Origin of the sequence: Ralstonia sp. A12 (genome assembly GCF_000801955.1) — a bacterium.
GTDB lineage: Bacteria > Pseudomonadota > Gammaproteobacteria > Burkholderiales > Burkholderiaceae > Ralstonia.
Map to the genome: position 1 here is coordinate 100,878 of NZ_JSZO01000019.1, position 24,235 is coordinate 125,112.

Below are 24,235 nucleotides of genomic sequence, written 5' to 3' on the forward strand. Positions count from 1 at the left end.
GGCATCAACCGCCGCAGCTCAACTCCACGCGCTGCGGGACCAGCTTGGCGGGGTTGCCCGCGCCCAGATCAATGCGCCAGTCGGCGCCGTGCGTGCCGGCCACCTCGCGGCCGTCCACGGTGGCGCGGCAACGTGCGGCGTTGGCAAAGCGGATGAACGGGCGCGTATAGCCCGCCACATCGACGGACAGCGAGCGGCCATCTGCGCTGCGCTGCCAGTTGGAAATGCGGCCGTTGGCCTCGCGCACGTAGGGGAATGGGTCCGCCCCCGGCCGATCCGACAGCACGATGCGGGCTGACCCGCTTGCCAGGTGGATATAGATGCCACCGTTGCCCGGCGCGAAGCCCGCCACATCGCGCGACTGATCCAGCCGCGGCACACCGAGTCCAGTCCAGCGCACGGTGCGCAGATCCCCATTGCCACGCACGACCCAGGCATTACCATCACGGGCCACAGCGTAGGCGCGGAAGTCGAGTACCTTGTGGATGTAGTCCGATGCGTAGATCGGCATGACCGGCTGCGCCAGCGCCCAGTCATACACCTGCCGCAACGCGGTAAGCGAGGCGAGCTTGGTGCCCGAATACATGTGGTAGTAGATGCCGATCGGCTTGAAGCGATAGGGCTTGTCGGTCAGCTCGAACGTTTCAATGGCGCGCGAGAAACCGTAGTACGGCCCGTGCCACAGGTTGGTGTAGATGTTCTCGTTCTGGTCGGGCGCAAACACCTGGAACAGGCCATTGCCCTTGTCCACACCCAGCGGCGCCACGGCCGTCCAGCTCGGGTTGGAGCGCGTGATGTAGGTGTCGCCACCGTTCATGTTGAGCACGCCGGCCTCGTTGGTCTTCTGCACGGCGATCGGCGGCACCTGGCCGTTGCCGCTCCACAGCAGCACCTTCACACGCTTGCCCGCAGGCGCCAGCTTCGTGTTGATGTAGTCGATGGAGCCGGCGATCTCGCGGTCAAAGTTGAAGCGGTAGTTGGGGATGTTCAGTGCGAAGGCATCGGCGCCTTCCTCGGCTGCGTCATAGGGCGGCTCGGGCGGCTTGGTGGTGCGCAGCCAATTAAACGGGTGCGAGAACGTGTGGCTTGCCAGCTCCACGTACGGCTGCGCGAAGATGGTGCGCGCGATCGGTTCAAGCTGCGGTGTGAGCTTGGGGTACATGCCGTCGGATGCGACCTCGCCTTCGATGATCGACACGGTGGTCGGCACCTTGTAGCGCCCGAGGATGTCGCGCAGCAACGCTTGCCCCGAGAACTCGCCCGGTGGGAACTCCGTGCGCGAGGCGAAGCCATCGCCATCGATATGCACGGTCATCAGGCGGCGGCCGTTCTCGGTGGTGGTGTCGGGCACGGGCATGGCCGGCAATGCCAGCGCACGGCGCAGGAAGTCCAGCGGCTGGATCACCCAGCGCGCCTGATCCACGTCGGGCATGCGGAACACACCGAACGGCTGCAGCACATAGCCGCCCCATGGCGTGATGGCGGCCGCATCATAGGTGTAGCTGCCTGCTGAGAGCCGCAGCAGCGATTGCGTGCCGGCCACGCTGGGGTCGACCTGCACGCCCACGGCAGTACGCCGATCAGGGTGTGGCTGCAGCTCGAAGCCGATCATCGGATCGCGCGAGACGATGGAGAGCGGCCCCGATGGCGTGCCCGGCACGGTCTTCAGGCCAAGCGTCTGCGCCATCGATGCATCCATGCTCATGCCGAACTGGTTGAACATCGCCACACGTACGCCCGCCCCCACGGTGCGCCGGAGCCACGATGCCCAGGCACCTGGGCGCGGTGCGTTGGCGTCGAACCAGGTGACGACCCCCGCATAGCGATCGGGCGTGACAGTGGGGAGTGGCTTGTAGGCGTCGGCAAATTCAACGCGATACCCGAGGTAGTTGATCGGCATGGCCAGGTACAGCACTGACGGCGCCGTGTTGGTGCTGGTGCCGGGCTCCTGCGGCTCGACCAGCAGCACGCGGCGCGGCATGACCTCCAGGCGGCCGATGCCGATGAAATCCGCGCCGGGCGTGGTGGCGTAGCTGGTGACGCCGGCGGCGCGCGCCACGTTGATGGTCTCGCGTAGGCAGGTGCGGCTGTAGCTGGCGCAGTAGTCCAGCGCGACGGCGGGCAAGTGGTATTGCGTGCCGATGCTGCGCAGCGCGGCGATGCGCGCGGTGCGGTCGGCATCGTTCACGTCTTGCAGGCCTTCGCCACCGCCCGTGCGCTCACGCACGAGGCCGGGCGTGACTACGCCGGACAACTGTGGCGCCAGCGTATCGAGCCACGCGGTACCGCCCGCAAGCAGCTTGGCCTGCGGTGCACGCGCGTGCAGCGCCTGCACCAGTGCGGCCACCGCGTTGCCGGCGTCCGGCGTTCTGGTGGCCAACGTATCGAGCCCATCAAGCAGGAAGCCCTGATAGCCCTGCGTGAGCAATGGCGCAAACACCTGATCGATCACGTTGGCCGGCCAGGCGCTATCGCGTATCGCCTCCGTCTGCTGCGTCAGGTCGACGCGCGCCAGCCACAACGTAGGTGATGGCTGCTTCGGGTCGAACGTGCCGGCCGTTGCCGGATCGAGCACCACCCAGTCGAAGGCCTGCAGTTCGGGAGCCGGCACATCGCGGCCGTAGTAGAAGGCGATCTGCGGATCAGGGGGACTAGCGGGCTGTGCATGGGCCGCAACGGCCCCGAACGCCAACGTGACGACACCCAGCCACGCTGACCAACGCCATTGCCGATTGCTGCCCACCGCCTGCCTGCCCTGCATCCCAATCCTCGAAAGTCGATCCGACTTCCATTGTGTCGGGCTGGCGTCCGATTGCAATGTTTCTTGCGGGAACAGTAACCCGCCGCGGTGCGTTAGCAACACACGGCGGGACGATGCATCGCCTCAGTCGTAGCCGACGACGGTGTAGCCGGAAAACTGCCTCTTGAAGGCCGCCTCCGGCTGATCCTCGGTGGCCACGTTCGAGGTGTATTTCGCGGTGGTCGTGTCTTGGTCGTAGGCCAGCGTAAAAGCCGGGCCGGTGCGCCGGAATGGAGCGTTCGTCAGGGCTGACAGCCTAGAACGCCGACTTCACCACCCCACCATCCACGCGCAGCGCCGCCCCCGTGGTGGCGGCCGACAGCGGGCTGGCAACGTATGCAACCAGGTTCGCAACTTCCTGCGTGGTGGCAAAGCGCTTGATGAGTGAGGTCGGGCGCGCGGTCTCGAAGAAGGTCTTCTCGAACGCTTCAAAGCTCTGGCCGCCCGAGAGCTTGCCCACGAACTCGTCCACGCCTTCGGAGCGCGTCGGTCCGGGCAGCACGGCGTTCACGGTGACGGCGGTGCCCGCGGTCACTTCGGCCAGCCCGCGCGAGAGGCCCAGCAGCGCTGTCTTGGTCACGCCGTAGTGGATCATCTCGGCCGGAATCTGCACGCCACTCTCGCTGCTGATGAAGATGATGCGGCCCCAGTTCTGCGTCTTCATCGCACCCAAGTAGGCACGCGAGAGCCGCACGCCGCTCATCACGTTCACGTTGAAGAAGCGCAGCCATTCGGCATCGTCGATCTCTTCAAACGGCTTCGGGTCGAAGATGCCGAGGTTGTTGACGAGCACGTCGACCTTGGGAAAGCGCGCGAGCAGCGCCGCGACCTGTTCGGGCGCAGACAAATCTCCGGCAAACGCCTCGACTTGGGCATCGGGCACCTCGGCGCGCAGGCGGTTGATGGCGTCGGCCACCGAGGCTTCGGTACGGCCGTTGACGATGACGCGGGCGCCTTCCGCAGCCAGTGCTACAGCAATGGCATGACCGATGCCCTTGGTGGAGCCGGTCACGAGCGCAAGCTTGTTCTGAAGGTGGAGGTTCATGGCGGTAAAAAATGGAATATGGAGGAGGACGGGCACGCCGCGCCACTTGGGTTGCACCCGCTGCGGCCCCGACGTTTCAACCATGATACGAACCACCCCACCCCTTGGCAGCCGCAATCGTTTTGCAGCGGTATCCAATGTGATTTGACGATCGGCCTTGGTATCGATCCCGGCTTGACGGCCTGGGCAAGCGACGATTAGTGTGCAATGAAGCACGCTCGGCGTTACGGGAACGCGTGGCGAGCCTTACAAGCCGGATCACCGGTAGAACGGGGAGCATCACCATGAACACCGACGTACAAACTCCACCAGAGGCCACCGCCGTGGGCAGTGGCATGGGCGAAGGCGCCTACCAGGTTGACACCATGGATCGCGACACCAACGTCGGCCGACTCGTGCATCGAGTCCGGCATGCGCTGGTAACGCACATCGACAGCGCGCTGGCGTCGATTGATCTGACTGCCGCGCAGTGGATGGTGGTCATCTACCTGGCAGAAGACCTGGCCACCACGCCGGCCGAACTCTCGCGCCTGCTGCACTACGATCCGGGTGCAATGACGCGGCTGATCGACCGGCTGGAGAAGAAGAACATCGTGAAGCGTGCCCCGAGCGACGCCGACCGCCGCTCGGTGGTGGTTACGCTCACGGAGCAAGGCCGCGCGTTGTATCCGGAGATCCGGCCGCTGATCATCGATGTGCTGAACCACTTGCTGCGCGGGTTCTCGCAAACCGAGGTCAAACAACTGGAAAACCTGCTGCTGCGCGTGCTGCACAACGCCTGAGGGCGCTGCGCAGGGCAAGCAGCAGGACCGTCAGCCGACGGTGCTGTCGGCGCGCAGCTGGTCGCGCTGGCGGCGCAGTGCGGTCAGCGCGGCAGGGGCATCCACCGGAATCGCGCCGGCCTGCGCCAGCGTGGCTTCGAGCGCGCGGGCCTGCTCGGCAATCGCCGCCTGCTCCACCGTCAGCGCTGCGCCTTTGATCCGGTGCGCCACATAGCGCGCCGCTGCCGGGTCGCGCGCGTCCAGCGCGTGGGCCAAGCTTTCCAGGTCGTCATCAAGCGAATCCAGATAGATCGACCAGAGGTCGCGGCCTTCACCGGCCAGGGCGGATGCGATTGCGCGCGGCGTGCTCTCGCTGTTGTCATGGCCGCCGACATCGCACCACAGTTCGATCATCTCGCGCAGCGCATCCAGGCGGATCGGCTTGGTCAGCATGCCGTCCATGCCGGTCTCCATCACGCGCTGCTGGTGCGCCTCGTCAACAGCGGCGGAGATGGCGAGGATGGGCGTATGCGTGCCCGTGTCTGCCTCGCATGCGCGAATGCGTGCGGTAACCGTATAGCCGTCGATGTCGGGCAGGTAGCAATCCATCAGGATGAGATCGAACGCGTGGGCGGCAACCTTCTCCAGAGCCTGCGTCCCGTCAGCGGCGAGATCGACATCGCAGCCAAGCGTATGCAACTGGTCTTCAATCACCATCAGGTTGGTCGGTTGATCATCCACCACGAGCACGCGCAGGCGCGGCTTGCCGGTTTGGGCAGATGCAACCTGATGCGACTCGATTTGCGGCACGGCATCGGGCAACCCGACGGGCTCTGGCGCAATCGTGATGGCGCGCTCAGCAACGGGGCGTACCGCCACGGCTTGCGCTTCCTCCACCGTCGCCACCGCCGCCGGAAGGGTGACGGTGAAGACCGTGCCCGCTCCCGGCGTGCTCTGCACCTCAATGCTGCCGCCCATCAACCGCGCAAGTTCACGTGCGATGGACAAGCCCAGCCCCGTACCGCCAAAGCGCCGCGTGGTGCTGGAATCGGCCTGCTGGAACGCCTTGAAAATGGTGTGCTGATCTTGCTGCGCAATGCCGACACCCGTATCGGCCACGTCGATGGTGAGTGTGCCGGCCGCACCCTGCCGGACCGCTGGCACGTACGACATGCGTACCGTCACCCCGCCCTGTTCGGTGAACTTCACGGCGTTGGACAACAAGTTCAGCAAGACCTGCCGCGTGCGTGTCGGATCAATGCGCAGGCACAACGACGGAGCGACGCCGCTCATGAACGTGAGTGCCAGCCCCTTGCGCTCGGCACGCCCGCGCACCACGTCCAGCGTTTCGTTGATCCACGGCAGGATCGGTGTCGGCAACAGCTCAAGCTCGACGCGCTTGGCCTCCAGCTCGGAGATGTCGCGCACATCGTCCAGCAGCACCAGCAGCGTCTGCGCAGCGGTGGTCGCCATGTCGGTCAGGCGCTTCTGTTTGTCGTCGAGCGGCGTGCGCTGCAGCAGCTCAACCGACGACAGGATGGCGTTCATCGGCGTGCGGATCTCGTGGCTCATCACAGCCAGGAAGCGGGCCTTCTCGCGCTCGCTGCGCTCGGCGCATTGGCGCTGCACGCGCGCGCGCCATGCCAGGAAGAGGATGCCGACGATCGCTGCGGCCATCAGCGCCAGCTCACGCGCCCGGTAGCGCAGGATCGATCCGTACGAAGGCGCGCCATAGTCCACCACCTCAAGCCAATGTCGTTCGATGGCATCGGTTTCCGCCGCCGTGAGCGCATGCAATGACTTGTCCAGGATCGAGCGCAGCAGCGGCTGATCCGCATGCACCCCCATGTAGAGCGGCACCGGCAGGTCGCTGATGACACCCGAGATATGCAGCGCATCGACAAAACGGCGACGCAGCAGCGGCTCGGCAGCGTAGTTGGTGGCGGCTGCAACTTCGGCCGAGCCATCGGCCACCGCCTGCAGGGCCGCATCCGTCGACTCGAACGGCAACAGGTGGCTGTGAGGCAGCTTCTCGCGCATGAGGATCTCGGTCGCGCCACCACCGATGAGCGCGACCGTCATGCCATCCAGTTCGCTCAGGCGGAAGATCGGGTGCTGCGTGCCACGGACCACGGCCAACGTGGCGCCCATGAAATAGGGGGCTGTCGGCAGCAACTGCTGCGTCAAATCATCCGATGGGGCGAGCGTGGACAGACTCGGCAGCAGGTCGACCTCGCCCTTGGAAAAGGCTTGGCGGCTTTCACCCCAGTTGTCGATGAATACCGGCTTGAAGCGCAGGCCGCTCACACGGCTGATCGCATCCAGATAGCCAGACGCCAGCCCGCGCGGCTTGCCTTGCTCGGCGTACTCGAAGGGCTTCCAGTTCTGTCGGTACGCAACGCGCACGACCGGATGCTGCGCGATCCAGGCGCGCTCTTCCGGGGTGAACTGTGGCGCCTGCTGCACGGCCGCCCAAAGCGGCAAACCCGAAGCAGCCAGCACGCCAATGACGAGGCAGCGTGCAAGACGCTGCCGCAGGTTCACTGCCCCTCCAACTCGTGCTTGATCTTGAAGAGTTCGGTATCGGTGCGGATGCCTAGCTTGCGATAGGCGGATTGCTTCTGTGAGCTGATGGTCTTGATGCTGCGTGCGAACTTCTCGGCAATGTCGGAGACGGACATGCCGTCCAGGCAGCAGCGCAGCACTTCGCGCTCACGCGGGCTCAACTCGGGGCGTTCGACCAGCGCGGCAAGCTGGTTGCCATCGGCCACGGACGTCGGCGCCGGCGCATCGGTGGCCAGGGCATCGCGCTCCATCTCGGCAGCCAGCGTGGCGTTCAGCCGTTTGCCACCCGCAGCCACGGTGCGGATGGCGCGCACCAGTTCCGACAGTTCTTCTTCCTTGCCCACAAACCCGCGTGCACCGGCATGCATGACCAGCCCGACCGTCGCCTTGTTGTGGTGCGCAGACGCCACCAGGATCTTCAGGTCCGGGTAGCGCACGCGAATCAGGCGGATCAGGTTCAACCCATCGATCTCGGCGGGGCCGAGCGAGTAGTCCATCAACAGGACGTCCACCTCGACGGTGTTGTCCTTGAGCGCCTGCACCACCTCCCGGCCCGACGCGAACATGCCGCTGACCTCGATGTCGGCCTCTTGCTTCAGGCGCGCGGCCAGGCCGTGGCGGACGACCGCATGGTCATCCAGCACGACCACGCGGATCGGTCGGGTCGCGGTCCAGTTCATGTTGGCAAATTCCTATTCGACTTGTTTTGGGACGGGTACGCGGGGGCTGACTTTACTGCGCCGCAAGATTTGACGTTGCGACACAAAATGAGAGGCGCCGTTGGTCGGTCTTCGATTGACACCATCGGCGTCCTTAATGCCTAAGGACGACACAAACGATCACAAATTTAATGTCTTATTGTCAGTGATAACCGCGATGGACACCAGAAGTCGCGCTTACGCGAGCGCCGCGTCAATGCGCGCCCGCGTGCTGTGCCGCGCGCGCTCGAACACCGTCATGTCGCCCATCAGGAAGGCGACGTTGGCATTGGAGCGGAAAGACTCGATCTCGAAGACCAGTTGCTCGACGTCCAGATCCGCACGCAATTCACCCGCGGCCTGACCAGCGACGATCGCCTCGCGAAAACGCGTGCGCACCGCCTCGCGATGGCCGCGCACGCGATCCTGGATGGTGCCGGGGCGGGCACGGTATTCGTAGCTGACTGCGCAGACAAAGCACCCGCCCGGCGACTGCCCGCCCGCGACGTAGTCAAACCAGCCCTCGGTCAACGCGCGCAGGCGGGCCAGCGGGCTCTCCAGTGCCAACGCCGGCTCCACCACCCTGTTCCGGTAGTGCACGACGCCCGCATCCAACGTGGCGAGCTGCAGCGTTTCCTTGTCGCCAAACAACACCTGGATGTTGCCCTTGCCCACGCCCGCATCAGTGGCAACGCGGCCAATGGTCAAACCCTCCAGCCCATCGGTGGAGGCAATGGCGGTGGCGTGCTCCAGCACCTGGGCGCGTGCGCGTTCGCCGCGCGCACGCCGGCCGTCGGTCTCGTTCATGGTGATGCCCTCTGTGTTCGCCAAGCCCTATCTGTGAGTAAGGTCAACGCAATTGGACCTTGACGCGAGTGAATCGCTCTCTAGTATACGTACGACCGTATATTAATAACCGAGATCACCCCATGTCAACGGAATCCCTTGCGGGCGGCCTTGCTGCCACGTCAACCCCGCCGGCGCGACGCTGGCCCGCGCTGGCGGCGCTGCTAACCGGCAACTTTGTCACCATTCTCGACCTGTTCATCGTCAACGTGGCGATTCCGGACATCCGCGCCGGGCTGCACGCCAGCTTTGCCGAAATTCAGCTCGTGATGGTGGGGTACAGCGCCGCGTATGCGGTGTTTCTGCTCAACGGCGCGCGCCTGGGCGACCTGTTCGGGCGCAAGCGCATGTTCCTGGCGGGCATGGCGCTGTTCACGCTTGCGTCTGCCCTGTGCGGGCTGGCGACAAGCGCGTGGATGCTGATTGCCATGCGCGTGGCGCAGGGCCTGGGCGCCGCCATTCTGATGCCGCAGGTGATGGCCACCGCGCGCGTGCTGTTTGACGGCGACGAGCGCCGCCGCGCATTCGGGGTGATGGGCGCGGTACAGGGCGCGGCCGCGTCGTTGTCGCAGCTGGCGGGCGGCTGGCTGATCGCGCATCCGCTGGCAGCGGATATCGGCGGCTGGCGCATGGTGTTTCTGGTGAATGTGCCGATCGGCATTGCGGCGCTGCTGGCGGCGCGGGTGTTCGTTGCGGAGTCCCGTGCCCCGGTGGCGGCGCGGCTGGATGTGCACGGGGCGATGGCCGGGGCGGTGGCGCTGGGCATGCTGCTGGTGCCCATCATGCAGGGCCGCGAGTTTGGCTGGCCGTGGTGGTCATGGGCGGTGCCGCTGGCCTCGTTGCTGGTGTTCCGGCATTTCGTACGGTATGAGCAGGCGCTGTCGGCGGCGGGCCGCGTGCCCATCATCGAGATCGCGCTGTTTGCCAACCGCAGCTTCGTGATGGGCGTGCTGGCGATCTTCCTCATCTACACAGCCATCAGCTCGTACTTCCTGGCGCTGACGATGCTGCTGCAGTTCGGGCACAGCATGAGCGCTTTGGCGGCAGGGACCGTGTTCACACCGGCGGCCATTGCGTTCTTCACAGGCTCGCTATCCGGGCCGCGGCTGGCCGAGCGCATCGGACAACGCGCGCTGCTGCTGGGCGTGGCGGTTTTTGCGGTGGGGCTTACGCTGTCGGCCACGGTGGCGCAGGTGGGTGGCCCGATGCCACTGCTGATCGCGGCGCTGGTACTCAACGGTTTTGGGCAGGGCATGGTGCTGCCGCTGTCGCTCAACACGATCCTCAGCGGCGTGCAGGCCTCGCAGGCCGGCATGGGCGCCGGTGCGGTAGCAACCATGCAGGCCGTGGGCAATGCGGTGGGCGTGACGGTGGTGGGGGTGCTGCTGTTCTCGCTGCTAGGCCACGTGGAGGGCGGCGGCATAGCAGACGCTGTGGATGCGGCAGGCACGGCCGGGCACCTTGCTCGCTATGGTCACGCCTTCGCCCTGGCGACGCTCTACAACGTGGGGGCGACGGTGCTTGCGCTGGTGCTGTTCTGGCGCGCGTGGCGTCGGCACGCCTAGATGCCCGTCAGGTCGATGTGCGCGGCCACATGGTCGATGAAGGCGCGCACGCGCTGCGGCTGGCGCCCGGCCGGCCAGACGAGTTGCAGCGGTACGGGTGGCGGTTCGTGGTCGGCCAGGACGATCTCCAACACACCCGATTCGACCTCCGCGCGCACCTGCCACAGCAGCGCGCGCACGATACCCAAACCGTTGATCGCAGCCCGGTTGCATGCGTCGGCGCTTGGGGAGCGGAAACGGCCGTGCACCGTCACCGGTTTGGCTTCGGCGCCGAAGGCCCAGGTCTCGCTGCCGGTCTCGGCCCGCACCAGGCAGGCATGCGCGGTCAGGTCGTCCGGCTGTACCGGCTTGCCGTGCGTGGTGAAGTAGCGCGGCGCGCCGACCACCACCCGCCGCAGCGCGCCAAGCGGCCGCGTGCGCAAACCTGAGTCCGGCAGAGCGCCGAGGCGCACCGCCACATCGATGCGACCTTCGGCCAGATCGGCGTGCCCGTCGGAGAGCAGCAGGTCGGCCTGCACCTGCGCATGGCGCACGAGGAACTCGGACAGCAGCGGCACCACATACGCCGGCCCAAACAGCGTCGGCGCGGCCACGCGCAACGTACCGCGCACCTGCGCCGTCTGTTCGGCCAGGTCGTCATGCGCGCTTTGCAGGTGCGCGACGGCGGGCCGCACACGCGCAGCAAAGGCGATGCCCGCGGCAGTCGGGCGTGCCTGACGGGTCGTCCGCGCAACGAGCTGCACGCCCACCTCGCGCTCCAGGCTCGCCAGCGCGCGGCTGACGGCCTGCAACGAACGCCGCAGCGAACGCGCGGCGGCGGTCAGGCTGCCGTGGTCCACCACGGCAAGCAGCACAGCGTAGTCATCAAGCGCGGGCATCGGATTCTCTCGGCAAGCGGAAGAATGATTGCCGGCGCGCGCAGCTAGGCGGGCCAGCGTGGGGTCCGTACATTGTAGCCATCGCCTTTCGGGTGTTCATGATGACTGCCACGACCCTTAGCCCCTCCCCCACCCCCCATCCGCTGCGCTACGGTGCCAGCGTCACGCTGGCTCAAGCGCAGCGCATCGTCGACGCCGCCCATGCCGAGGCCGAACGCCATCACTGGCCCATGGTGATGACCGTGGTGGATGCCGCGGGCCATCTCGTGCTGCAGGTACGCATGGACCAGGCCCAGCTTGGCAGCATCGAAGTCGCGCGGCAAAAAGCCGAAACAGCGGTGCGCTTCCGTCGCCCGACCAAGGTGTTCGAAGATGTGCTCTCTGAGGGCGGCCTGCACTGGCGTCTGCTGGGTATGACCAACCTGACTCCCCTCGACGGTGGTCTGCCGCTGGTGCGAGATGGCGCCGTGATCGGTGCCATTGGTGTGTCGGGGATGCAGTCGACGCAGGATGCGCAGGTCGCGCAGGCCGGCGCCGCCGCGCTGTAGAACCCAAGCGACCTATTTGCGCACCCAGCCGCGCCGCACGCACGGCGCCAGCACCACGCCGTGCACCGCAAGCCCCAGGCGGTGCAGCGGCTCCGACAACGTATGCGCCACGCGCCCGCTGCACAGCCAGGCGCTCAACGCAGCCACGCCCGCCGCACCCAGCATGTCAAACGGATAGTGCACCCCCAGGTAGATGCGCGCCCAGGCCATCGGCACGCCCAGCAGCGCAAGCCACACGCCCACCCGGCGCAAGCGCGCGTGCCACGTCAGGCTGAACGCAACCGTCCACCACACCGTCAGGTGGTCGCTCGGAAACGAGGAATCCGCCAGGTGCGGCAGCAGATTGGTCCCCAGGCCGATCTCAAACGGCCGCGGGTGATACCAGGCCAGGCTGAAACCCGCGCTGATGAGCAACGCCAGCCCGGTAGCCAATGCCGTCTGCAAGGCACGGCGGCGCGAGGCCGGTTCGCCCCACAGCCAGCAGGCCACGAGCGTGAGCGGCGCCAGCCAGATCATGTATTCCGCAAAAAACATCGCCAACCAGAAGGCCGTGGGAGCGGGATCGGCCGGGGCGTTGAGCCAGAGAAACAGGGTGTGATTGAGTGATTCCATGCAGCTTCGGCCCATGGGCCGGGTTGATTCGACAGCAGTGCTTTGTCCCGCGCACAGTACGGCGCGTTCCCTTCAATTCCCTTGGAACGGGTCTGAATGCAAGGCTATGCCCTCGGACTTAGGCCAATCACAGGGATACCCCGATCACTGCCTGGGCTTTTCGCCCCGTCGGCCGGTGCCTATGATGGAGGCACACAGGCAGCACACACCCATCGCCGATCGCCACACCGGCACCGCTGGCGCACACAGCGGGCCACGGGCCGATCGGACGCTGACAACCAAACCGGGGGTTGGATGGAAAGTTTCCTGATCCAGCGGGCGACGCGCCGGCAATCCGCCGTGGCCGGCGTGATTGCCTTGCTGATCCTCCTGACACTGGCTGTGGCCGCGCCGCGGGCCAGCCTGCCGTGGCCTGCCGTCAACCCGTTCATGCCGATGTGCGCATTGACGGTCTTCACCACCGCCTGCATTGCCGCCTTCCTGCTGGGGGCGCAGTTCACGGTCACGCGCCAGCCCATGCTGGGGGCGCTGGGCGGCGCCTACGCCTTCACCGCACTGGCCGTGGCGCTGCAACTACTGATGTTTCCGGGCGTGTTCTCGCCCACCGGCCTGTTCGGCGCCCGCCCGACCAGCTCGGTGTGGATGTGGGTGTTCTGGCACGGCGGCTTTCCGCTGTTCGTGATCCTGGCGGTGCTCACACGTGACCGGTTCTCGCGCGATGCGGTCTCTTCCCGGCATGTGGGCCTGTGGACCTGGCTGTTGATCGGCGGACCGGTGGTGGTGGGTGCCCTGCTGTGCGGTGTCGCCCTGATGGCGGATCTGCCGCCGCCGCTGGGGCCATCCAACGGCGGGGCGATCGCCAGCAACCCCGTCGCGGTGGTGCTGTGGGCGATCAATGCCATTGCCGTGCTGGCGGTGCTGGCGAGCGGCCGTCTGCGCGCCGTGCTCGATGTGTGGCTGGCGATTGCCGCGCTGGCCTGCTTTACGGATACGAGCCTGAACCTGCTGAGCGCCGACCGCTTTACCGTGGGCTGGTACGTGGCGCGCCTGTTCAGCATGTTCGCGCCCGGGGTGCTGGTGTGCGTGCTGGTGTGGGAGGTGACGGCGCTGTACCGGCGGCTGTTCGAGGCACACGTGTCGTTGCGGCAGGCGTCCATGCACGATGCGCTCACGGGCCTCTACAACCGCAGCTACTTCAACGAGCAGATTGGCGCGCGCGTGGCCGCGGCAAAGCGCAACGGGCAACCGCTCTCGCTCGTCATGGTGGATGTGGACCACTTCAAGCGCTACAACGACACCTTCGGCCACCTCAAGGGCGACGCCTGCCTGGCTGCCGTAGCTGCAGCACTGTCCGCCGTGGTGCGCCGCCCCGGAGATTTCATTGCCCGCTACGGCGGCGAAGAGTTCGTCATCGTATTGCCCGACACCGCCCCGAGCGATGCACAGGCGTTGGCCGAACGCGCCCGTGAAGCGGTGATGCGCCTGCGCATTGAAGCCGTCGCGCCTTCACGCTACGTGACGGTCAGCGCCGGCTGCGCCACCGCCATGCCGGGCGGCGAAGTCGTGTCTGTCGATACGCTGGTCGAGACGGCCGATGCCGCGCTGTACCAGGCCAAGGCGGCGGGACGCAATCTTGTCATCAGCGCGCAGGCCATGGCAGCGGCTGTGATGTGAGATCGATCGAGGCCGCCATGACACTTCTGCGCCGTTGCGTACTGGTCGTCGCTCTTGCCTTGCCCCTGCTGGCCAACGCGCAAGTCGACACGCAAACGCTGCGTGCCGCAGCCTCGCGCGCGCCTGACCTGAACTTCCCCGACAAGGTCAGCGAGCTCAGCTTCTTCACCACGCCGGCCATGGCACTCTACAAGCCAGCCGGGAATGGCCCCTTCCCTGCACTCGTGCTGCAGCATCAGTGCGGTGGACTCGGGCAGGGGAAGCGGCAAAACCAGGCGATGCTCGACTGGGCACGCCGCGCAGTGCGCCACGGCTACGTGGCCCTGGTGATCGACAGCCTCAGCCAGCGCGGCGTTGAATCGGTCTGCATGGGCGCCCAGGGCGGCGTGACACCCATGCGCGGCGTACGTGATGCCCTGCAAGCGGCCGCATATCTCGAGAGATTCGATTTCGTCGACAAAGCGCGCATTGCCCACGCCGGTTACTCATGGGGCGCGATGATGGGGTTGGGGCTCAGCGGCAAGCACTGGGCTGAAGCGTTGGGCGACGGTACACGTTTTGCCGCTGCCGTGTCGTTCTACCCGGTGTGCTCCACGCTCAAGCTGCGCAATGGCGCCCCGTTCGACGTGCTCAACCCCGATATCGACCACCCGTTGCTCGTGCTGATGGGCGAGGCCGACACCGAAGGCCCACCCGCCGAATGCGTCGCCAAACTGCAAGCCGCCAAGGACGCCGGCGCACCCGTGCAGTGGTACGTCTATCCGGACACCACGCACTGCTGGGATTGCGAGAGCCAGAACAACCTCAGCAAGATCGACGTGCGTGGCAACCACGTGGTCTACCACTACAGCAAGCAGGCCACCGAAGACGCAGAACGCCGCATGTTCGAGTTCCTCGATCAGGCATTGCAGGTCAAACGCCCTTGAACAGAGGCATGCCTGCAATCAAGGCAGGCACGGCCACCCCTGCTTTCTGTTTCTGTTTACTTCTTTCTTTATATAAAGATAGTAGTAGTAGATAACGGTGGATAAGTTCTGTGGATAGGCCAAAAAAACGCTTTGAGTTCAATGGCTTGCGAAATGCACAACCATTCGGACAGCGTGTGCTGTTGCGTGGATGGATGCGGTGGATCGCATCGCGCCCGGTCCACACGTGTCGAAGTTATGCCCGCACTGTGGACAATCTAACCCCGGAGAGCCAACACGTTTGTCCCTTGAGTTTTCCACAGCGGGAGGTGGGAGTTATCCACATCGCAACAAGGGCGCTGCGTCGACGGTACATCGCCCAACACCTGCCGCTTACGCCATCCGCGCGGGCAATGCCTCAGCGAGCGCATCGACGGCCACGCGGACTTTGCGCGGCAAGTGTGGTGTCTGCAACCACAGCGCATAGGCGTCGTAGAGAAACGCAGGCCGATCCGGTAGCAGCGCAACCAGCGCGCCCGTCCGGAGGCGATCACTGACAAGCCAGGAAGGCAGCCATGCGAGCCCCATGCCAAGTGTCGCGGCATCGGCAATCGCGTCGAGATCGTCCATCCGCATCCGGTTGAGCGGAATGGTCTCCTCCGGTGGCTGCCCGTCTCTCGGAAAGAGCCACGGGCTGATGCGGCCAGACCGTCTGTACACGATGGCCTGGTGACCACCGAGTGCATCGACGGTCGTCGGGTGCCCATGCGCCTTGAGATACGCGGGCGATGCGCAGACGAGCATGCGCTGGCGTGCGACACGGCGCGCAATCACGCCGGCCTTGTCTTCCAGATTGCCGGTGCGGATGGCGATGTCGTAGTCGCCTTCGGCCAGATCGACAAAACGGTCGTTGAACGAGAGGTCCAGCTCCAGCGCCGGGTATTGCTGCGCCAGCCGCAGCAGCACGGGCGCCACGCAACTGCGGCCAAAGTGCACGGGCATGGTGACGCGCAGCCTGCCGCGCGGTTCACCGAGCTGCTCGGCCGCGAGCGCATCAGCCGCTTCCGCCTCGGCCAGCACGACCTTGCAGCGCTCGTAGTAGGCCTGCCCGAAGTCGGTCAGGCTCTGGCGCCGTGTGGTGCGGATAAGCAGGCGCACACCCAGGCGTGTTTCCAGCGAAAGAACGTGCTTGCCGACCATCGGGCCGGATAGGCCAAGTGCGTCTGCGGCGGCCGCAAACGAGCCGAGATCAACGGCTTTCACAAACACGGCCATGCTGGTCAGGCGGTCCATATTAAAAACCAATGGTTTCTACTATCGTCGATTATCGACCATTTATCGATGAAAAGTGCACGACTACAGTGGATTCACTTTAATGAGTTTCGACTGGAGGCCATATGGCACGCGTTGTCCGTTTTCATCAGCATGGGGGTCCGGAGGTCTTGCGCATCGAACACGTCGAGGTGCCGCAGCCGGGCCAGGGCGAGGTGCAGATCCGCGTCAAGGCGCTGGGGCTCAATCGGGCAGAAGCGCTGCTGCGTGCGGGGTCGTATATCGAGAAGCCGACGTTCCCTTCCGGGCTCGGGCTGGAGGCGGCGGGCGTTGTCGAGGCGGTGGGCGCTGGCGTGACGGCCTTTGCGCCGGGTGATGCGGTCAGCATCGTGCCGCCACAGTCGATGGTCCGCTGGCCCGCGTACGGTGAGCTGGTCACGTTTCCTGCCGCACTGGTGGTCAAGCATCCGCCGTCGCTCAGTTGGGAGGCTGCCGCTGCGGTCTGGATGCCGTATCTCACCGCCTACGGCGCGCTGATCGACATCGCCAAGCTTGGCCCAGGAGACTTTGTGGCCGTGACGGCCGCATCCAGCAGTGTCGGGCTGGCTGCGATCCAGATCGCGAACCAGGTCGGTGCGACACCCATTGCCATCACGCGGACATCCGCCAAGGCCCCCGCCCTGCTTGCCGCAGGCGCCGCCCATGTGGTTGCAACGGCGGAGGCGGATCTCGTCGCCCGGCTGCAGGAGATTGCAGGTCCAGCAGGCGTGCGCGTAGTGCTGGATTCGATTGGCGGCCCGATCTTCGAGCCGCTTGCGGCGGCGATGTCGCGCGGCGGCATTCTCATTGAATACGGCGGCCTGAGTCCGGAGCCAACGCCCTTCCCCTTGTTTGCCGTACTGAGCAAGACCCTGACGCTGCGTGGCTATCTCGTGCACGAAATCACCGGCAACCCAACCAAGCTCGAAGCCGCGAAGGCGTTCATCCTCGACGGGCTGGCGTCAGGGGCTTTCCGGCCGGTGATCGCCCGGACCTTCGCGTTTGACGAGATCGTTGATGCGCACCGCTTTCTTGAATCGAACGAACAGTTCGGCAAGATCGTCGTAACGGTTTGATTGGTTGCGGCACGTTCCATGGCGTGCCGCTTTCTCCTCGCCCGAAAACAGTTGACCTTGTCACGGTGACAAGGCGCTCACTGTCGGGCGAGGAGGTATTCATGACCCATCACACATTGACCCAAGCGCTGGAGCACCCGGACGCTTCGCAGCGCCTTGCGGCTGCGCTGGGTGCCGGCATGGCGCCCGACCCGGGCAAGATCGCGCCGCTGGTAGAGCGTTGCCGCGTCGAGCCGGATTTCTTCGTTCGCGACATGCTCACCTGGGCGCTCACCCGGCATGCGCACGATCTAACTGTGCCGTTGCTCCTTGACGAGCTGCGCTCGCCATTGGCGCAAGCGCGTAGCCAGGCGCTGCACACGCTCTCGAAAATTGGCGACCCTGCAACGTGGCCGGCGATCACAACCAAGCATCTGCATGACCCTGATCCGGACGTGGCACGCACCGCGTGGCGCACCGCAGCGGGGTTGGTGCCGACCGGGCAACGCGCCGCCTTGGCACACGAGCTGGTTCGCGAGCTAGGCCGCGGCGACACGCACCTCCAGCGGAGTCTGAGCCGGGCGTTGCTCATGCTCGGAGACGACGCCGTGGCCCCGCTTGATGCGGCCGCGACCCACCATACGGACCCAGCGGTTCGTGTTCACGCCTGCGCAAGCCTCAGGCTGATCGCCGACCCGGAGCGTGCGTTTGTGCTGGATCCGGCCGATGCGCGGCGCGCAGTTGTGCTGTTGCCATACACCGGTGCAGCGGCCGGTTGCCAACCACCGGTTTGATAGAATTTTTTCGGCTCGATCAACGCCTCCAAGGCTGAGAAACGAGGCCGCATAACCCAGACGACACCGGAGACCAGTGATGCGCATCAGCGAGTTGGCCAATCGCTCCGGCGTCAGCGCGCGCATGCTGCGCCACTACGACCGGATCGGACTGGTCAGCCCCTCCGGGCGGACAGAAGCGGGATACCGCGAGTATTCGCAAACCGATGCCTGGCGCTTGTTCCAAGTGGAAAGCCTGCGTGCGCTGGGCCTTGGCCTTGCCGAGGTGCGGCAGGCGCTCAGCCAGCAAGCACCCCGCCCCGATACGCTCATTGACGCGCTGATGGCGCGCAGTCGCGAGCGGTTGGCCGCCGAGCAAGCATTGCTCTCCCGGCTGGCCGCCGTGTCCGCCGCCGCCCCCGAGGATTGGCCGGCCGTGCTTGACGTTGTGCAGTTGCTGAAAGGACTGGACTCAACGCACGCACCAGAGCGACAGCGTGCTGCGTTTGACGCTGCATCCAGCGATGCCCCGCTGGCAGAACTTATCGCCCAGGCCCTGCTGCAAGAGCAAGAGCCGAATGTCGCGGGTGCGCTGTACTGGGCGTTGGGAAGAGCCGAAGGCAGCGGCGCCAGCGTACTCGGTGCGGCGCTTCAACAGCCTGATCCGGCCGTGCGCGAACGGGCCGTGCTCGCGCTGGCGAAACTCGGCGGTCCCGATGCAGTGGAAGCGTTGCGCGTGGCGCTGCTCGACCCTGTGGAGCACGTGCGGTACCGCGCTGCGCGGGTGCTTGGCGAATGGGGCGTACGCGACGCCATTCCCCTGCTGATCGAACAGGTTGTCGTCGGGGCGCACGATGTCGAAGCGGCTGATGCGTTGGCCGATCTGGCGGAAGACCCTGCGATTGCGAAGCAAGTTGTGGAGCGGTTTGAAACCGCAATTGCGGACGGCCCAGCCGATGCCCAGGCCCGTGTGCGTATTTGTCAGGCGCTGGCGGAAATCAACGATGCGGCATCGGCGCTGCTTGCGCGGTTGGCCGGTGATGCGGACCCGGCCGTGGTGCGTACTGCGCGATACGTAATTGGTATTCGTGGCGGCGCGCAGGCGTAGCGGCGTTTGGCTGTGAGGCTGGTTCGGTAGAAGCCCTGTCGATTAGGAACGAACCTCGTTGCGCTCCCTTGCCGAGTGACCAGCCTTCAGTACAGTGCCCATCAAGCCGATCTCAAGAACACCCGCATGAAACAACAAAGCCGACATATGGTCGGCTTTGTTGCTGAAGTATAGGGCGGCACATCGTCAAAGACGCACAGCCGTACCTGTCAACACAGCCCAAATTCCCGATTGTTTCAAGCGAGTACACTGGCGCCCGCCGTACTAAGCATTAAGAACCGACCTGAAATAGTCACCATCATCCTCTAGCCGCTTCCTGAACTGCTCATTTAGGATTTTCGGAATCGGTCTGACGCTGCCATCAGGCGCTTTCAGGAGGCATTTCCCACTGGAGTCAAACGCACCAAGATCACGAAGCTGTAGATCGGCTGGGGCATTATCAAAGAAGCGACTTAAATTTTCCTGCGACACGAGCCCAGCGATCGCCCAATCACCGACCGAAAACGCAAATTTACTAGAGCTCACTGACAAGAGATGCGCCGCATCAATAGCATAGCGATGAAGTGGGAGAGCATCCTCGTTAATAGTTATGCCAACGTTTTTGCTTGAGAAATTAGCTATTGCTTCGGCTAAACCATCGCTGAGATCCATGCATGAGTGCAATACCCTCGACTCTCGAATATATGCACCTTCTCTAATACGGGCAACTGGCTCAGTCAGGACGGATAGCAAGCTTCGCCTTTCGACATCGCTTGCCTTTCCTGCATCCAGTAAGGACAACGCTCCTGAAAAGCCACCTACCATACCCGCGATAATGAGATGATCACCTGGTACGGCTTTGTAGCGGCCTAACCAGTACGATTTTTCCGCGGTGCCGAGCGCAGCACCGACTACTTGGATGGTGGCACCTTCTTTCGTGTCCCCTCCCACGAAGGCTATGCCGTGCTGGGCACAACTCTCTTCGCAGCCAATGATTATATCGGTGGCTTTCTTTGCATCCAAATCACGGGGCAAGACAAGTGACAGCATCATTGCTTGAGGCAGCGCCGCAGTCGCCAATAGATCGCTAACATTTGCCACTACCGCCAAACGACCCCAAACTTTGAAATCGCTCCATCCTCGCGAGATAGCTATTGGCGAGGGAGCTCGGTCAATCTTAAAAGCGATATGGCGCTCAAGCCCTAGATCGAGGAGGCTGGAGTCGTGCCCGAAACCGTTCACGAAGATTTCATTTCTAGCCAACCCCGGTAGAATGCCGCGAAGAAAGCCCTTCTCACCAATATCTTCCATTGAACTCATGGACATCTCAATTGCCTGTTCGGTGTTGACTCTGACGAGACCCAGGCTGCTGACGAGGGTCTTCGCCGTTACTGGAATTTGGCACCCCTTGCTGGCGGAGCTTCTGCAACTCTAGACGCTGGCTATCGACTTGTTTACTTAGGTCGTCGATCTTTGCTTTCTGGTCGCTAAGGCGATCTGCAAAAGTGCTGTATGAATAAAATCCCGGTACTGCAAGGATGGCTACGACGAGGGCAGCAAAAATTATCACTTGACTCGATAACCAAAGCACCCGTTTTTGCGCGGAGACAGCTTGCGCAGATATTTCACTGAGACTGCTTTTCACGGGTGTGGTTAACTGCCCCAGCACATTAGTTACGCTACGATGAGTTGCAGGACTTCCCGGAACGGAAGGATTCATGACCTTAATAAACTCTATCGTCGCAACGCGATCACCTCGCTTCAGATGGTGTGCGTCTGAAGACAGATTATGAATCATCACAACCGCCTTGCCCGAGTAGCCCGGGTCGAATGGTGGCTGAGCAGTGAGAACCAAACCCTTGTAAACCAACGACATTCTTAAAGATATCTTTGCCGTTATGTCGTTTGGCAAACTAATATCTTCCTCGGATAGAATGAAGCAAATTCCGTGAGGTGGTATAGTGAACGATTGATTCTGCAGTAATTGCTGTGTAACTATCGCGGAAGATTTCCCGTTTGTGCTGATGTAGTACTCGCCGCCAATCGTGAGGTCATATGAACTTAGTCTCACGTTAGCAGAGATAAAGGGAGCTATTAGGGGGCGTTGTTGACCTATGAGCCCTTGGATTTCACTATTGCTCAGTATCATTCCTCGCAAAGCCTCCTTATTATTAATTCAATCTTTTTTTGTAGCTCAAGATAATCCATACCAGCCACTGCGCAACACGGGTCTGCCAGATCAGCTTTGGGCTTAAGAACCAAGGCGGAGTGCGAGCGCGGTTTCCAGAGAGACACGGTTAGCGTCCCGGGAAGAACCGAGCTTACTCTGTGAAGCGACAATGCACTGACGTTATACGAATCGCCGGCCGATACTTTTTTTTCACTTACCTTCTCAACAGCCGACAACCTCAGGCGAAATGCCTCACTCTTTTCTGTTTGATCATTGAATATATAAGAATAAAGAGCGTGCGTCTCTCCATTCTTAAGAATAAACGTTTGCTCTTTGAACCCACCCAACCAGACCGTTGATGCGAAATCAGCGCAGTGGGAATGAATGTCCTCCTCCGTCGATTCCGACCTGTCCCAATGATGCATTCGCAAAGCACTTCCATCCGCACCAATAGCTAGGACATACTTTGAGAAGCCGAGTTGATGTCGATATGAGCGCTTGGCCACGCCTTTGAGGAGGAGGCGATTTTTAATGATCGACTCAAGCCAATGAACCAATTCTTCCTTGGTTGATGGCGCGGATAAGTCGCTTGCGATCACCGTAATATCTGGTGCCATCAAAGTCCCACCTCGTAACGGTTGGATTTGCACATTGATGCTCGTAGCTTATGCTTAAGACTATATGTAAATCTCATCACAACGGCGAGCTTGACTTGGGCGATTCGTGTTCTTACTCGTAACCGCCGACAAGATGAATGATTTTACACTTGCCTCATGGACAGAATGCTTCCACTGAGGCTTCCACATGCAAGGTTTTGCCATTGGACCGGGAAGGCGCGCGGCATGTTCATTTGGAGTTCCGCGAGCGGGTCGCACGGGCGACAGAGTGGTCAACGGCGTGCGCTGGGCGGTGCGAGAAAGAGCAGTTGGCCTTCTCATTTGTCGAAGACGACAAGTACGCGTTTGCTACGGCATATGGCATCTTCAGTGATTAGAACCACTCGCTAGACGGCGTCGACGTTGTCGTGGATGCACTGGCTAAACAAGTTGTGCAACAACTTGTCTCTGCCAATGGAGCTTAGTGCTCTCTGCACCTCGCGGTCAAAGTATCGGGCGGTTGCATCTCGCCGCCTGGACCGCCGTTAGGCGCAGAACCACACAGACCCAAGCGTTTTCGGAAACCCCGGCAAAGGTCCCTCACTCCGCAGCATTTGCGTTGGCATCCCCGCCCGTCCGGGGAAGCGTCAATCTAGTTATTGGCTTTCGCCAGCCCGCTCTAAGGCGGTGAGCACTTCCCACGTATCAGGGTTGATCTGACACCCTTCCAGCACCATCGATACAAACGCACCGATGCCATCCAGAAACCCCGCCCGAAACTCGGGCGGCTGTCGGCTGGCATAGGCCAGTTCCCAGCGCAGGGTGTCGGGGCGAAGTTGGCGGTGGATGCGCAGGTCTGCCTGTGTGTGGCGCAGGTAGTCTCGCGCAGCCAGGGCGCCGCTGAAGTAGGCGCGGCGTTGGATGGGGGTCATCATTGGTCGCCTCCTGATCCGGTGGAACAGGGGTGACACCTGGGTGGGGATGGGTAGGACGCGGGGCGCGTCTCGTCTGCAATAGGCATAAGAGCCTCCGTGAGTATTGACGGGAGGCCCGCCTTCTCATCGCCAGACGAGGGTGGCGGGCCTGACGGCGGGGCTGGCGAACCGGCACTCACGGCAACCGGCAGACCCGAAGGTCTCCCCACCCGGCCCGCCTTGGTAGACGATGCGCGAGCGCGCCCGAGCGTTACCGCAAAGCGGCAGCTCGTTGTGAGTGATCTAGGTCGCCAGACCCGGCTGCCGTTGGTGCGGCGGCGGGGCAATTATAGCGACGGGGGAATCTTCCAAGTTCCGATTCTGCGTATCGGGTTCTGAGCGCCAACAGCTCTGTGCTCACCATACATCCCGATCCAATGCGCGCAGCGTCCGAGCCTCCATCCAGCAGCATTGATTTGCGTAGCAAGAACCGGAGTGTTGTGCAGCGCCCTGACGCCTACTCTGCGGCTCAGATCATCAAAATGAAATGAACATGGCTCTTCTCACTGACAAGGCTGCGATCGTGACGGGCGCCAGCTCGGGCATCGGCCGTGAAGTGGCAAAGATGTTTGCGAAGGAAGGCGCGAGCGTCGTTCTGGTTGCGCGCCGCGCGGCGCTGCTCGACACGCTGGTCGACGAGATTGCCGACTTCGGCGGCAAGGCGGTGGCACTGGCGGGCGACGTGCGGGACGAGCGTTGTGCGAAGCACGCTGTTGAGTTGGCCGTCGGCCGTTTCGGCGGGCTTGACGTGGCGTTCAACAACGCCGCGACGATGGGAGCGCTCGGTAGCGTCACCGACATCATGCTGGACGGCTGGCGCGACACGCTGGAGACCAACCTGACGAGCGCGTTCCTCGGCGCGAAATATCAGATTCCGGCGCTGCTCGCGCGCCGGCACGGCTCGCTGATCTTCACGTCGTCGTTCGTCGGCTATACGGTTGGCTTTCCAGGGATGGCGGCGTATTCCGCGAGCAAGGCCGCGCTCGTGGGCCTGACGCGCACGCTCGCCGCCGAGTACGGCCCGTCCGGCTTGCGCGTCAACGTGCTGATGCCGGGCGGTACCGACACCGAGATGGGGCGTGAGGCAGCCAGCACGCCCGAGCAGAAAGCGTTTGTCGAAAGCATCCACGCGCTAAAACGGATGGCCAATCCAGAAGAGATCGCCAAGTCGGCGCTGTATCTTGCGTCCGATCTGTCGAGCTTCGTGACGGGTACAACGTTGCTCGTCGAGGGCGGTGTCTCGATTACTCGCACTTGATGTGTCGCGGATCTCCGAGAGGTGAGTTGCCTCGGGGGCAACGGTAAAACCTGGGCAATACTGGCAATAAAAAACCCGCGAGGCTTTGCAGCATCGCGGGTTTTTTTGGCATCG

The 24,235-nt window shown here is 63.5% G+C and carries 21 protein-coding genes; 9 read left to right on the top strand and 12 right to left on the bottom strand.

The genetic code is table 11. The features are described from left to right. Positions 1-4: 4 nt before the first annotated feature. Both PI87_RS20345 and PI87_RS20350 read right to left on the bottom strand, forming a co-directional pair. A complete protein-coding gene (locus PI87_RS20345; RefSeq protein WP_039599538.1) occupies positions 5-2,761 on the bottom strand; it encodes a polysaccharide deacetylase family protein in 2,757 nt (918 codons plus the stop codon). A 295-nt stretch (positions 2,762-3,056) separates the two neighbouring features. Then, positions 3,057-3,845: an SDR family NAD(P)-dependent oxidoreductase gene (locus tag PI87_RS20350; RefSeq protein WP_039599616.1), complete on the bottom strand. Its 789-nt coding sequence runs from the start codon at positions 3,843-3,845 to the stop codon at positions 3,057-3,059. A 284-nt stretch (positions 3,846-4,129) separates the two neighbouring features. Between PI87_RS20350 and PI87_RS20355 the strand changes: the two genes are divergently transcribed. Next, positions 4,130-4,627: a MarR family winged helix-turn-helix transcriptional regulator gene (locus tag PI87_RS20355; protein WP_039599539.1), complete on the top strand. Its 498-nt coding sequence runs from the start codon at positions 4,130-4,132 to the stop codon at positions 4,625-4,627. Positions 4,628-4,657: 30 nt separating this feature from the next. Here PI87_RS20355 and PI87_RS20360 read toward each other — a convergent pair whose 3' ends face one another. From PI87_RS20360 to PI87_RS20370, 3 genes are all read right to left on the bottom strand, one after another. Beyond that, a complete protein-coding gene (locus tag PI87_RS20360; protein WP_052321650.1) occupies positions 4,658-7,150 on the bottom strand; it encodes an ATP-binding protein in 2,493 nt (830 codons plus the stop codon). Further along, positions 7,147-7,851, bottom strand: a complete 705-nt coding sequence (locus tag PI87_RS20365) for a response regulator transcription factor (protein WP_039599540.1) — start codon at positions 7,849-7,851, stop codon at positions 7,147-7,149. The genes PI87_RS20360 and PI87_RS20365 overlap by 4 nt, the downstream gene beginning before the upstream one ends. Positions 7,852-8,067: 216 nt before the next feature. Beyond that, complete coding sequence (locus PI87_RS20370; RefSeq protein WP_039599541.1) at positions 8,068-8,676, bottom strand: TetR/AcrR family transcriptional regulator; 609 nt, start codon at positions 8,674-8,676, stop codon at positions 8,068-8,070. A 122-nt stretch (positions 8,677-8,798) separates the two neighbouring features. On the opposite strand from PI87_RS20370, the gene PI87_RS20375 reads away from it, so the two are divergent. Then, positions 8,799-10,280, top strand: a complete 1,482-nt coding sequence (locus PI87_RS20375; protein ID WP_039599542.1) for an MFS transporter — start codon at positions 8,799-8,801, stop codon at positions 10,278-10,280. On the opposite strand, the gene PI87_RS20380 is transcribed toward PI87_RS20375, so the two are convergent. Continuing rightward, positions 10,277-11,158, bottom strand: a complete 882-nt coding sequence (locus PI87_RS20380) for a LysR family transcriptional regulator (RefSeq protein WP_039599543.1) — start codon at positions 11,156-11,158, stop codon at positions 10,277-10,279. The two genes, PI87_RS20375 and PI87_RS20380, sit on opposite strands and share 4 nt — an antisense overlap. A 98-nt stretch (positions 11,159-11,256) precedes the next feature. On the opposite strand from PI87_RS20380, the gene PI87_RS20385 reads away from it, so the two are divergent. Then, on the top strand, positions 11,257-11,706 hold the full coding sequence (locus tag PI87_RS20385; protein WP_157003183.1) for a GlcG/HbpS family heme-binding protein: 450 nt from the start codon (positions 11,257-11,259) through the stop codon (positions 11,704-11,706). A gap of 12 nt (positions 11,707-11,718) precedes the next feature. On the opposite strand, the gene PI87_RS20390 is transcribed toward PI87_RS20385, so the two are convergent. Then, positions 11,719-12,318, bottom strand: a complete 600-nt coding sequence (locus PI87_RS20390) for an undecaprenyl-diphosphatase (RefSeq protein ID WP_039599544.1) — start codon at positions 12,316-12,318, stop codon at positions 11,719-11,721. A 294-nt stretch (positions 12,319-12,612) separates the two neighbouring features. Here PI87_RS20390 and PI87_RS20395 point away from each other — a divergent pair, with 294 nt between their 5' ends. Beyond that, the gene (locus PI87_RS20395) at positions 12,613-13,992 is read left to right on the top strand and encodes a sensor domain-containing diguanylate cyclase (protein WP_039599545.1); all 1,380 of its coding nucleotides are present in this window, start codon (positions 12,613-12,615) and stop codon (positions 13,990-13,992) included. A gap of 17 nt (positions 13,993-14,009) precedes the next feature. Further along, the gene (locus PI87_RS20400; protein WP_039599546.1) at positions 14,010-14,918 is read left to right on the top strand and encodes a dienelactone hydrolase family protein; all 909 of its coding nucleotides are present in this window, start codon (positions 14,010-14,012) and stop codon (positions 14,916-14,918) included. Between the two features lie 372 nt (positions 14,919-15,290). Here the strand turns inward: PI87_RS20400 and PI87_RS20405 are convergent, their stop codons facing one another. Further along, positions 15,291-16,190, bottom strand: coding sequence for a LysR family transcriptional regulator (locus PI87_RS20405; RefSeq protein WP_039599547.1), 900 nt, complete (start codon positions 16,188-16,190; stop codon positions 15,291-15,293). A gap of 104 nt (positions 16,191-16,294) precedes the next feature. Between PI87_RS20405 and PI87_RS20410 the strand changes: the two genes are divergently transcribed. From PI87_RS20410 to PI87_RS20420, 3 genes are all read left to right on the top strand, one after another. Then, entirely contained in the window at positions 16,295-17,284 is a 990-nt protein-coding gene (locus tag PI87_RS20410) for a zinc-dependent alcohol dehydrogenase family protein (RefSeq protein ID WP_039599548.1), read from the top strand. Positions 17,285-17,385: 101 nt separating this feature from the next. Further along, on the top strand, positions 17,386-18,057 hold the full coding sequence (locus PI87_RS20415; RefSeq protein ID WP_039599549.1) for a HEAT repeat domain-containing protein: 672 nt from the start codon (positions 17,386-17,388) through the stop codon (positions 18,055-18,057). A gap of 79 nt (positions 18,058-18,136) precedes the next feature. Then, positions 18,137-19,144 carry a HEAT repeat domain-containing protein gene (locus PI87_RS20420; RefSeq protein WP_039599550.1) on the top strand — a complete coding sequence of 336 codons (1,008 nt, stop codon included), beginning with the start codon at positions 18,137-18,139 and terminating at the stop codon, positions 19,142-19,144. Between the two features lie 264 nt (positions 19,145-19,408). On the opposite strand, the gene PI87_RS20425 is transcribed toward PI87_RS20420, so the two are convergent. From PI87_RS20425 to PI87_RS20430, 4 genes are all read right to left on the bottom strand, one after another. Continuing rightward, positions 19,409-20,443, bottom strand: coding sequence for a thiamine-phosphate kinase (locus PI87_RS20425; protein ID WP_039599551.1), 1,035 nt, complete (start codon positions 20,441-20,443; stop codon positions 19,409-19,411). A gap of 7 nt (positions 20,444-20,450) precedes the next feature. After that, a complete protein-coding gene (locus PI87_RS28685; RefSeq protein ID WP_084210033.1) occupies positions 20,451-21,272 on the bottom strand; it encodes a dCTP deaminase in 822 nt (273 codons plus the stop codon). Further along, positions 21,269-21,943 (bottom strand): hypothetical protein, encoded by a 675-nt coding sequence (locus PI87_RS29150; protein WP_198139591.1) that lies wholly within the window; start codon positions 21,941-21,943, stop codon positions 21,269-21,271. Before PI87_RS29150 ends, PI87_RS28685 begins: the two co-directional genes overlap by 4 nt. 602 nt (positions 21,944-22,545) lie before the next feature. Further along, positions 22,546-22,824 (bottom strand): hypothetical protein, encoded by a 279-nt coding sequence (locus tag PI87_RS20430; protein WP_232314045.1) that lies wholly within the window; start codon positions 22,822-22,824, stop codon positions 22,546-22,548. 532 nt (positions 22,825-23,356) lie between these two features. On the opposite strand from PI87_RS20430, the gene PI87_RS20435 reads away from it, so the two are divergent. Next, on the top strand, positions 23,357-24,121 hold the full coding sequence (locus PI87_RS20435; RefSeq protein WP_039599620.1) for an SDR family oxidoreductase: 765 nt from the start codon (positions 23,357-23,359) through the stop codon (positions 24,119-24,121). Positions 24,122-24,235 lie beyond the last annotated feature (114 nt).

What these genes read in the sequence shown, in the direction of transcription:
- PI87_RS20345 (WP_039599538.1), bottom strand. Translation starts at nt 2,761, where the DNA reads ATGCAGGGCAGGCAGGCGGTGGGCAGCAATCGGCAATGGCGTTGGTCA.
- PI87_RS20365 (WP_039599540.1), bottom strand. Translation starts at nt 7,851, where the DNA reads ATGAACTGGACCGCGACCCGACCGATCCGCGTGGTCGTGCTGGATGAC.
- PI87_RS20355 (WP_039599539.1), top strand. Translation starts at nt 4,130, where the DNA reads ATGAACACCGACGTACAAACTCCACCAGAGGCCACCGCCGTGGGCAGT.
- PI87_RS20425 (WP_039599551.1), bottom strand. Translation starts at nt 20,443, where the DNA reads ATGAGTTCAATGGAAGATATTGGTGAGAAGGGCTTTCTTCGCGGCATT.
- PI87_RS20350 (WP_039599616.1), bottom strand. Translation starts at nt 3,845, where the DNA reads ATGAACCTCCACCTTCAGAACAAGCTTGCGCTCGTGACCGGCTCCACC.
- PI87_RS20410 (WP_039599548.1), top strand. Translation starts at nt 16,295, where the DNA reads ATGGCACGCGTTGTCCGTTTTCATCAGCATGGGGGTCCGGAGGTCTTG.
- PI87_RS20375 (WP_039599542.1), top strand. Translation starts at nt 8,799, where the DNA reads ATGTCAACGGAATCCCTTGCGGGCGGCCTTGCTGCCACGTCAACCCCG.
- PI87_RS20370 (WP_039599541.1), bottom strand. Translation starts at nt 8,676, where the DNA reads ATGAACGAGACCGACGGCCGGCGTGCGCGCGGCGAACGCGCACGCGCC.
- PI87_RS20390 (WP_039599544.1), bottom strand. Translation starts at nt 12,318, where the DNA reads ATGGAATCACTCAATCACACCCTGTTTCTCTGGCTCAACGCCCCGGCC.
- PI87_RS20385 (WP_157003183.1), top strand. Translation starts at nt 11,257, where the DNA reads ATGATGACTGCCACGACCCTTAGCCCCTCCCCCACCCCCCATCCGCTG.
- PI87_RS20405 (WP_039599547.1), bottom strand. Translation starts at nt 16,190, where the DNA reads ATGGACCGCCTGACCAGCATGGCCGTGTTTGTGAAAGCCGTTGATCTC.
- PI87_RS20420 (WP_039599550.1), top strand. Translation starts at nt 18,137, where the DNA reads ATGCGCATCAGCGAGTTGGCCAATCGCTCCGGCGTCAGCGCGCGCATG.
- PI87_RS20400 (WP_039599546.1), top strand. Translation starts at nt 14,010, where the DNA reads ATGACACTTCTGCGCCGTTGCGTACTGGTCGTCGCTCTTGCCTTGCCC.
- PI87_RS28685 (WP_084210033.1), bottom strand. Translation starts at nt 21,272, where the DNA reads ATGATACTGAGCAATAGTGAAATCCAAGGGCTCATAGGTCAACAACGC.
- PI87_RS20435 (WP_039599620.1), top strand. Translation starts at nt 23,357, where the DNA reads ATGGCTCTTCTCACTGACAAGGCTGCGATCGTGACGGGCGCCAGCTCG.
- PI87_RS20415 (WP_039599549.1), top strand. Translation starts at nt 17,386, where the DNA reads ATGACCCATCACACATTGACCCAAGCGCTGGAGCACCCGGACGCTTCG.
- PI87_RS20430 (WP_232314045.1), bottom strand. Translation starts at nt 22,824, where the DNA reads ATGATGACCCCCATCCAACGCCGCGCCTACTTCAGCGGCGCCCTGGCT.
- PI87_RS20395 (WP_039599545.1), top strand. Translation starts at nt 12,613, where the DNA reads ATGGAAAGTTTCCTGATCCAGCGGGCGACGCGCCGGCAATCCGCCGTG.
- PI87_RS20380 (WP_039599543.1), bottom strand. Translation starts at nt 11,158, where the DNA reads ATGCCCGCGCTTGATGACTACGCTGTGCTGCTTGCCGTGGTGGACCAC.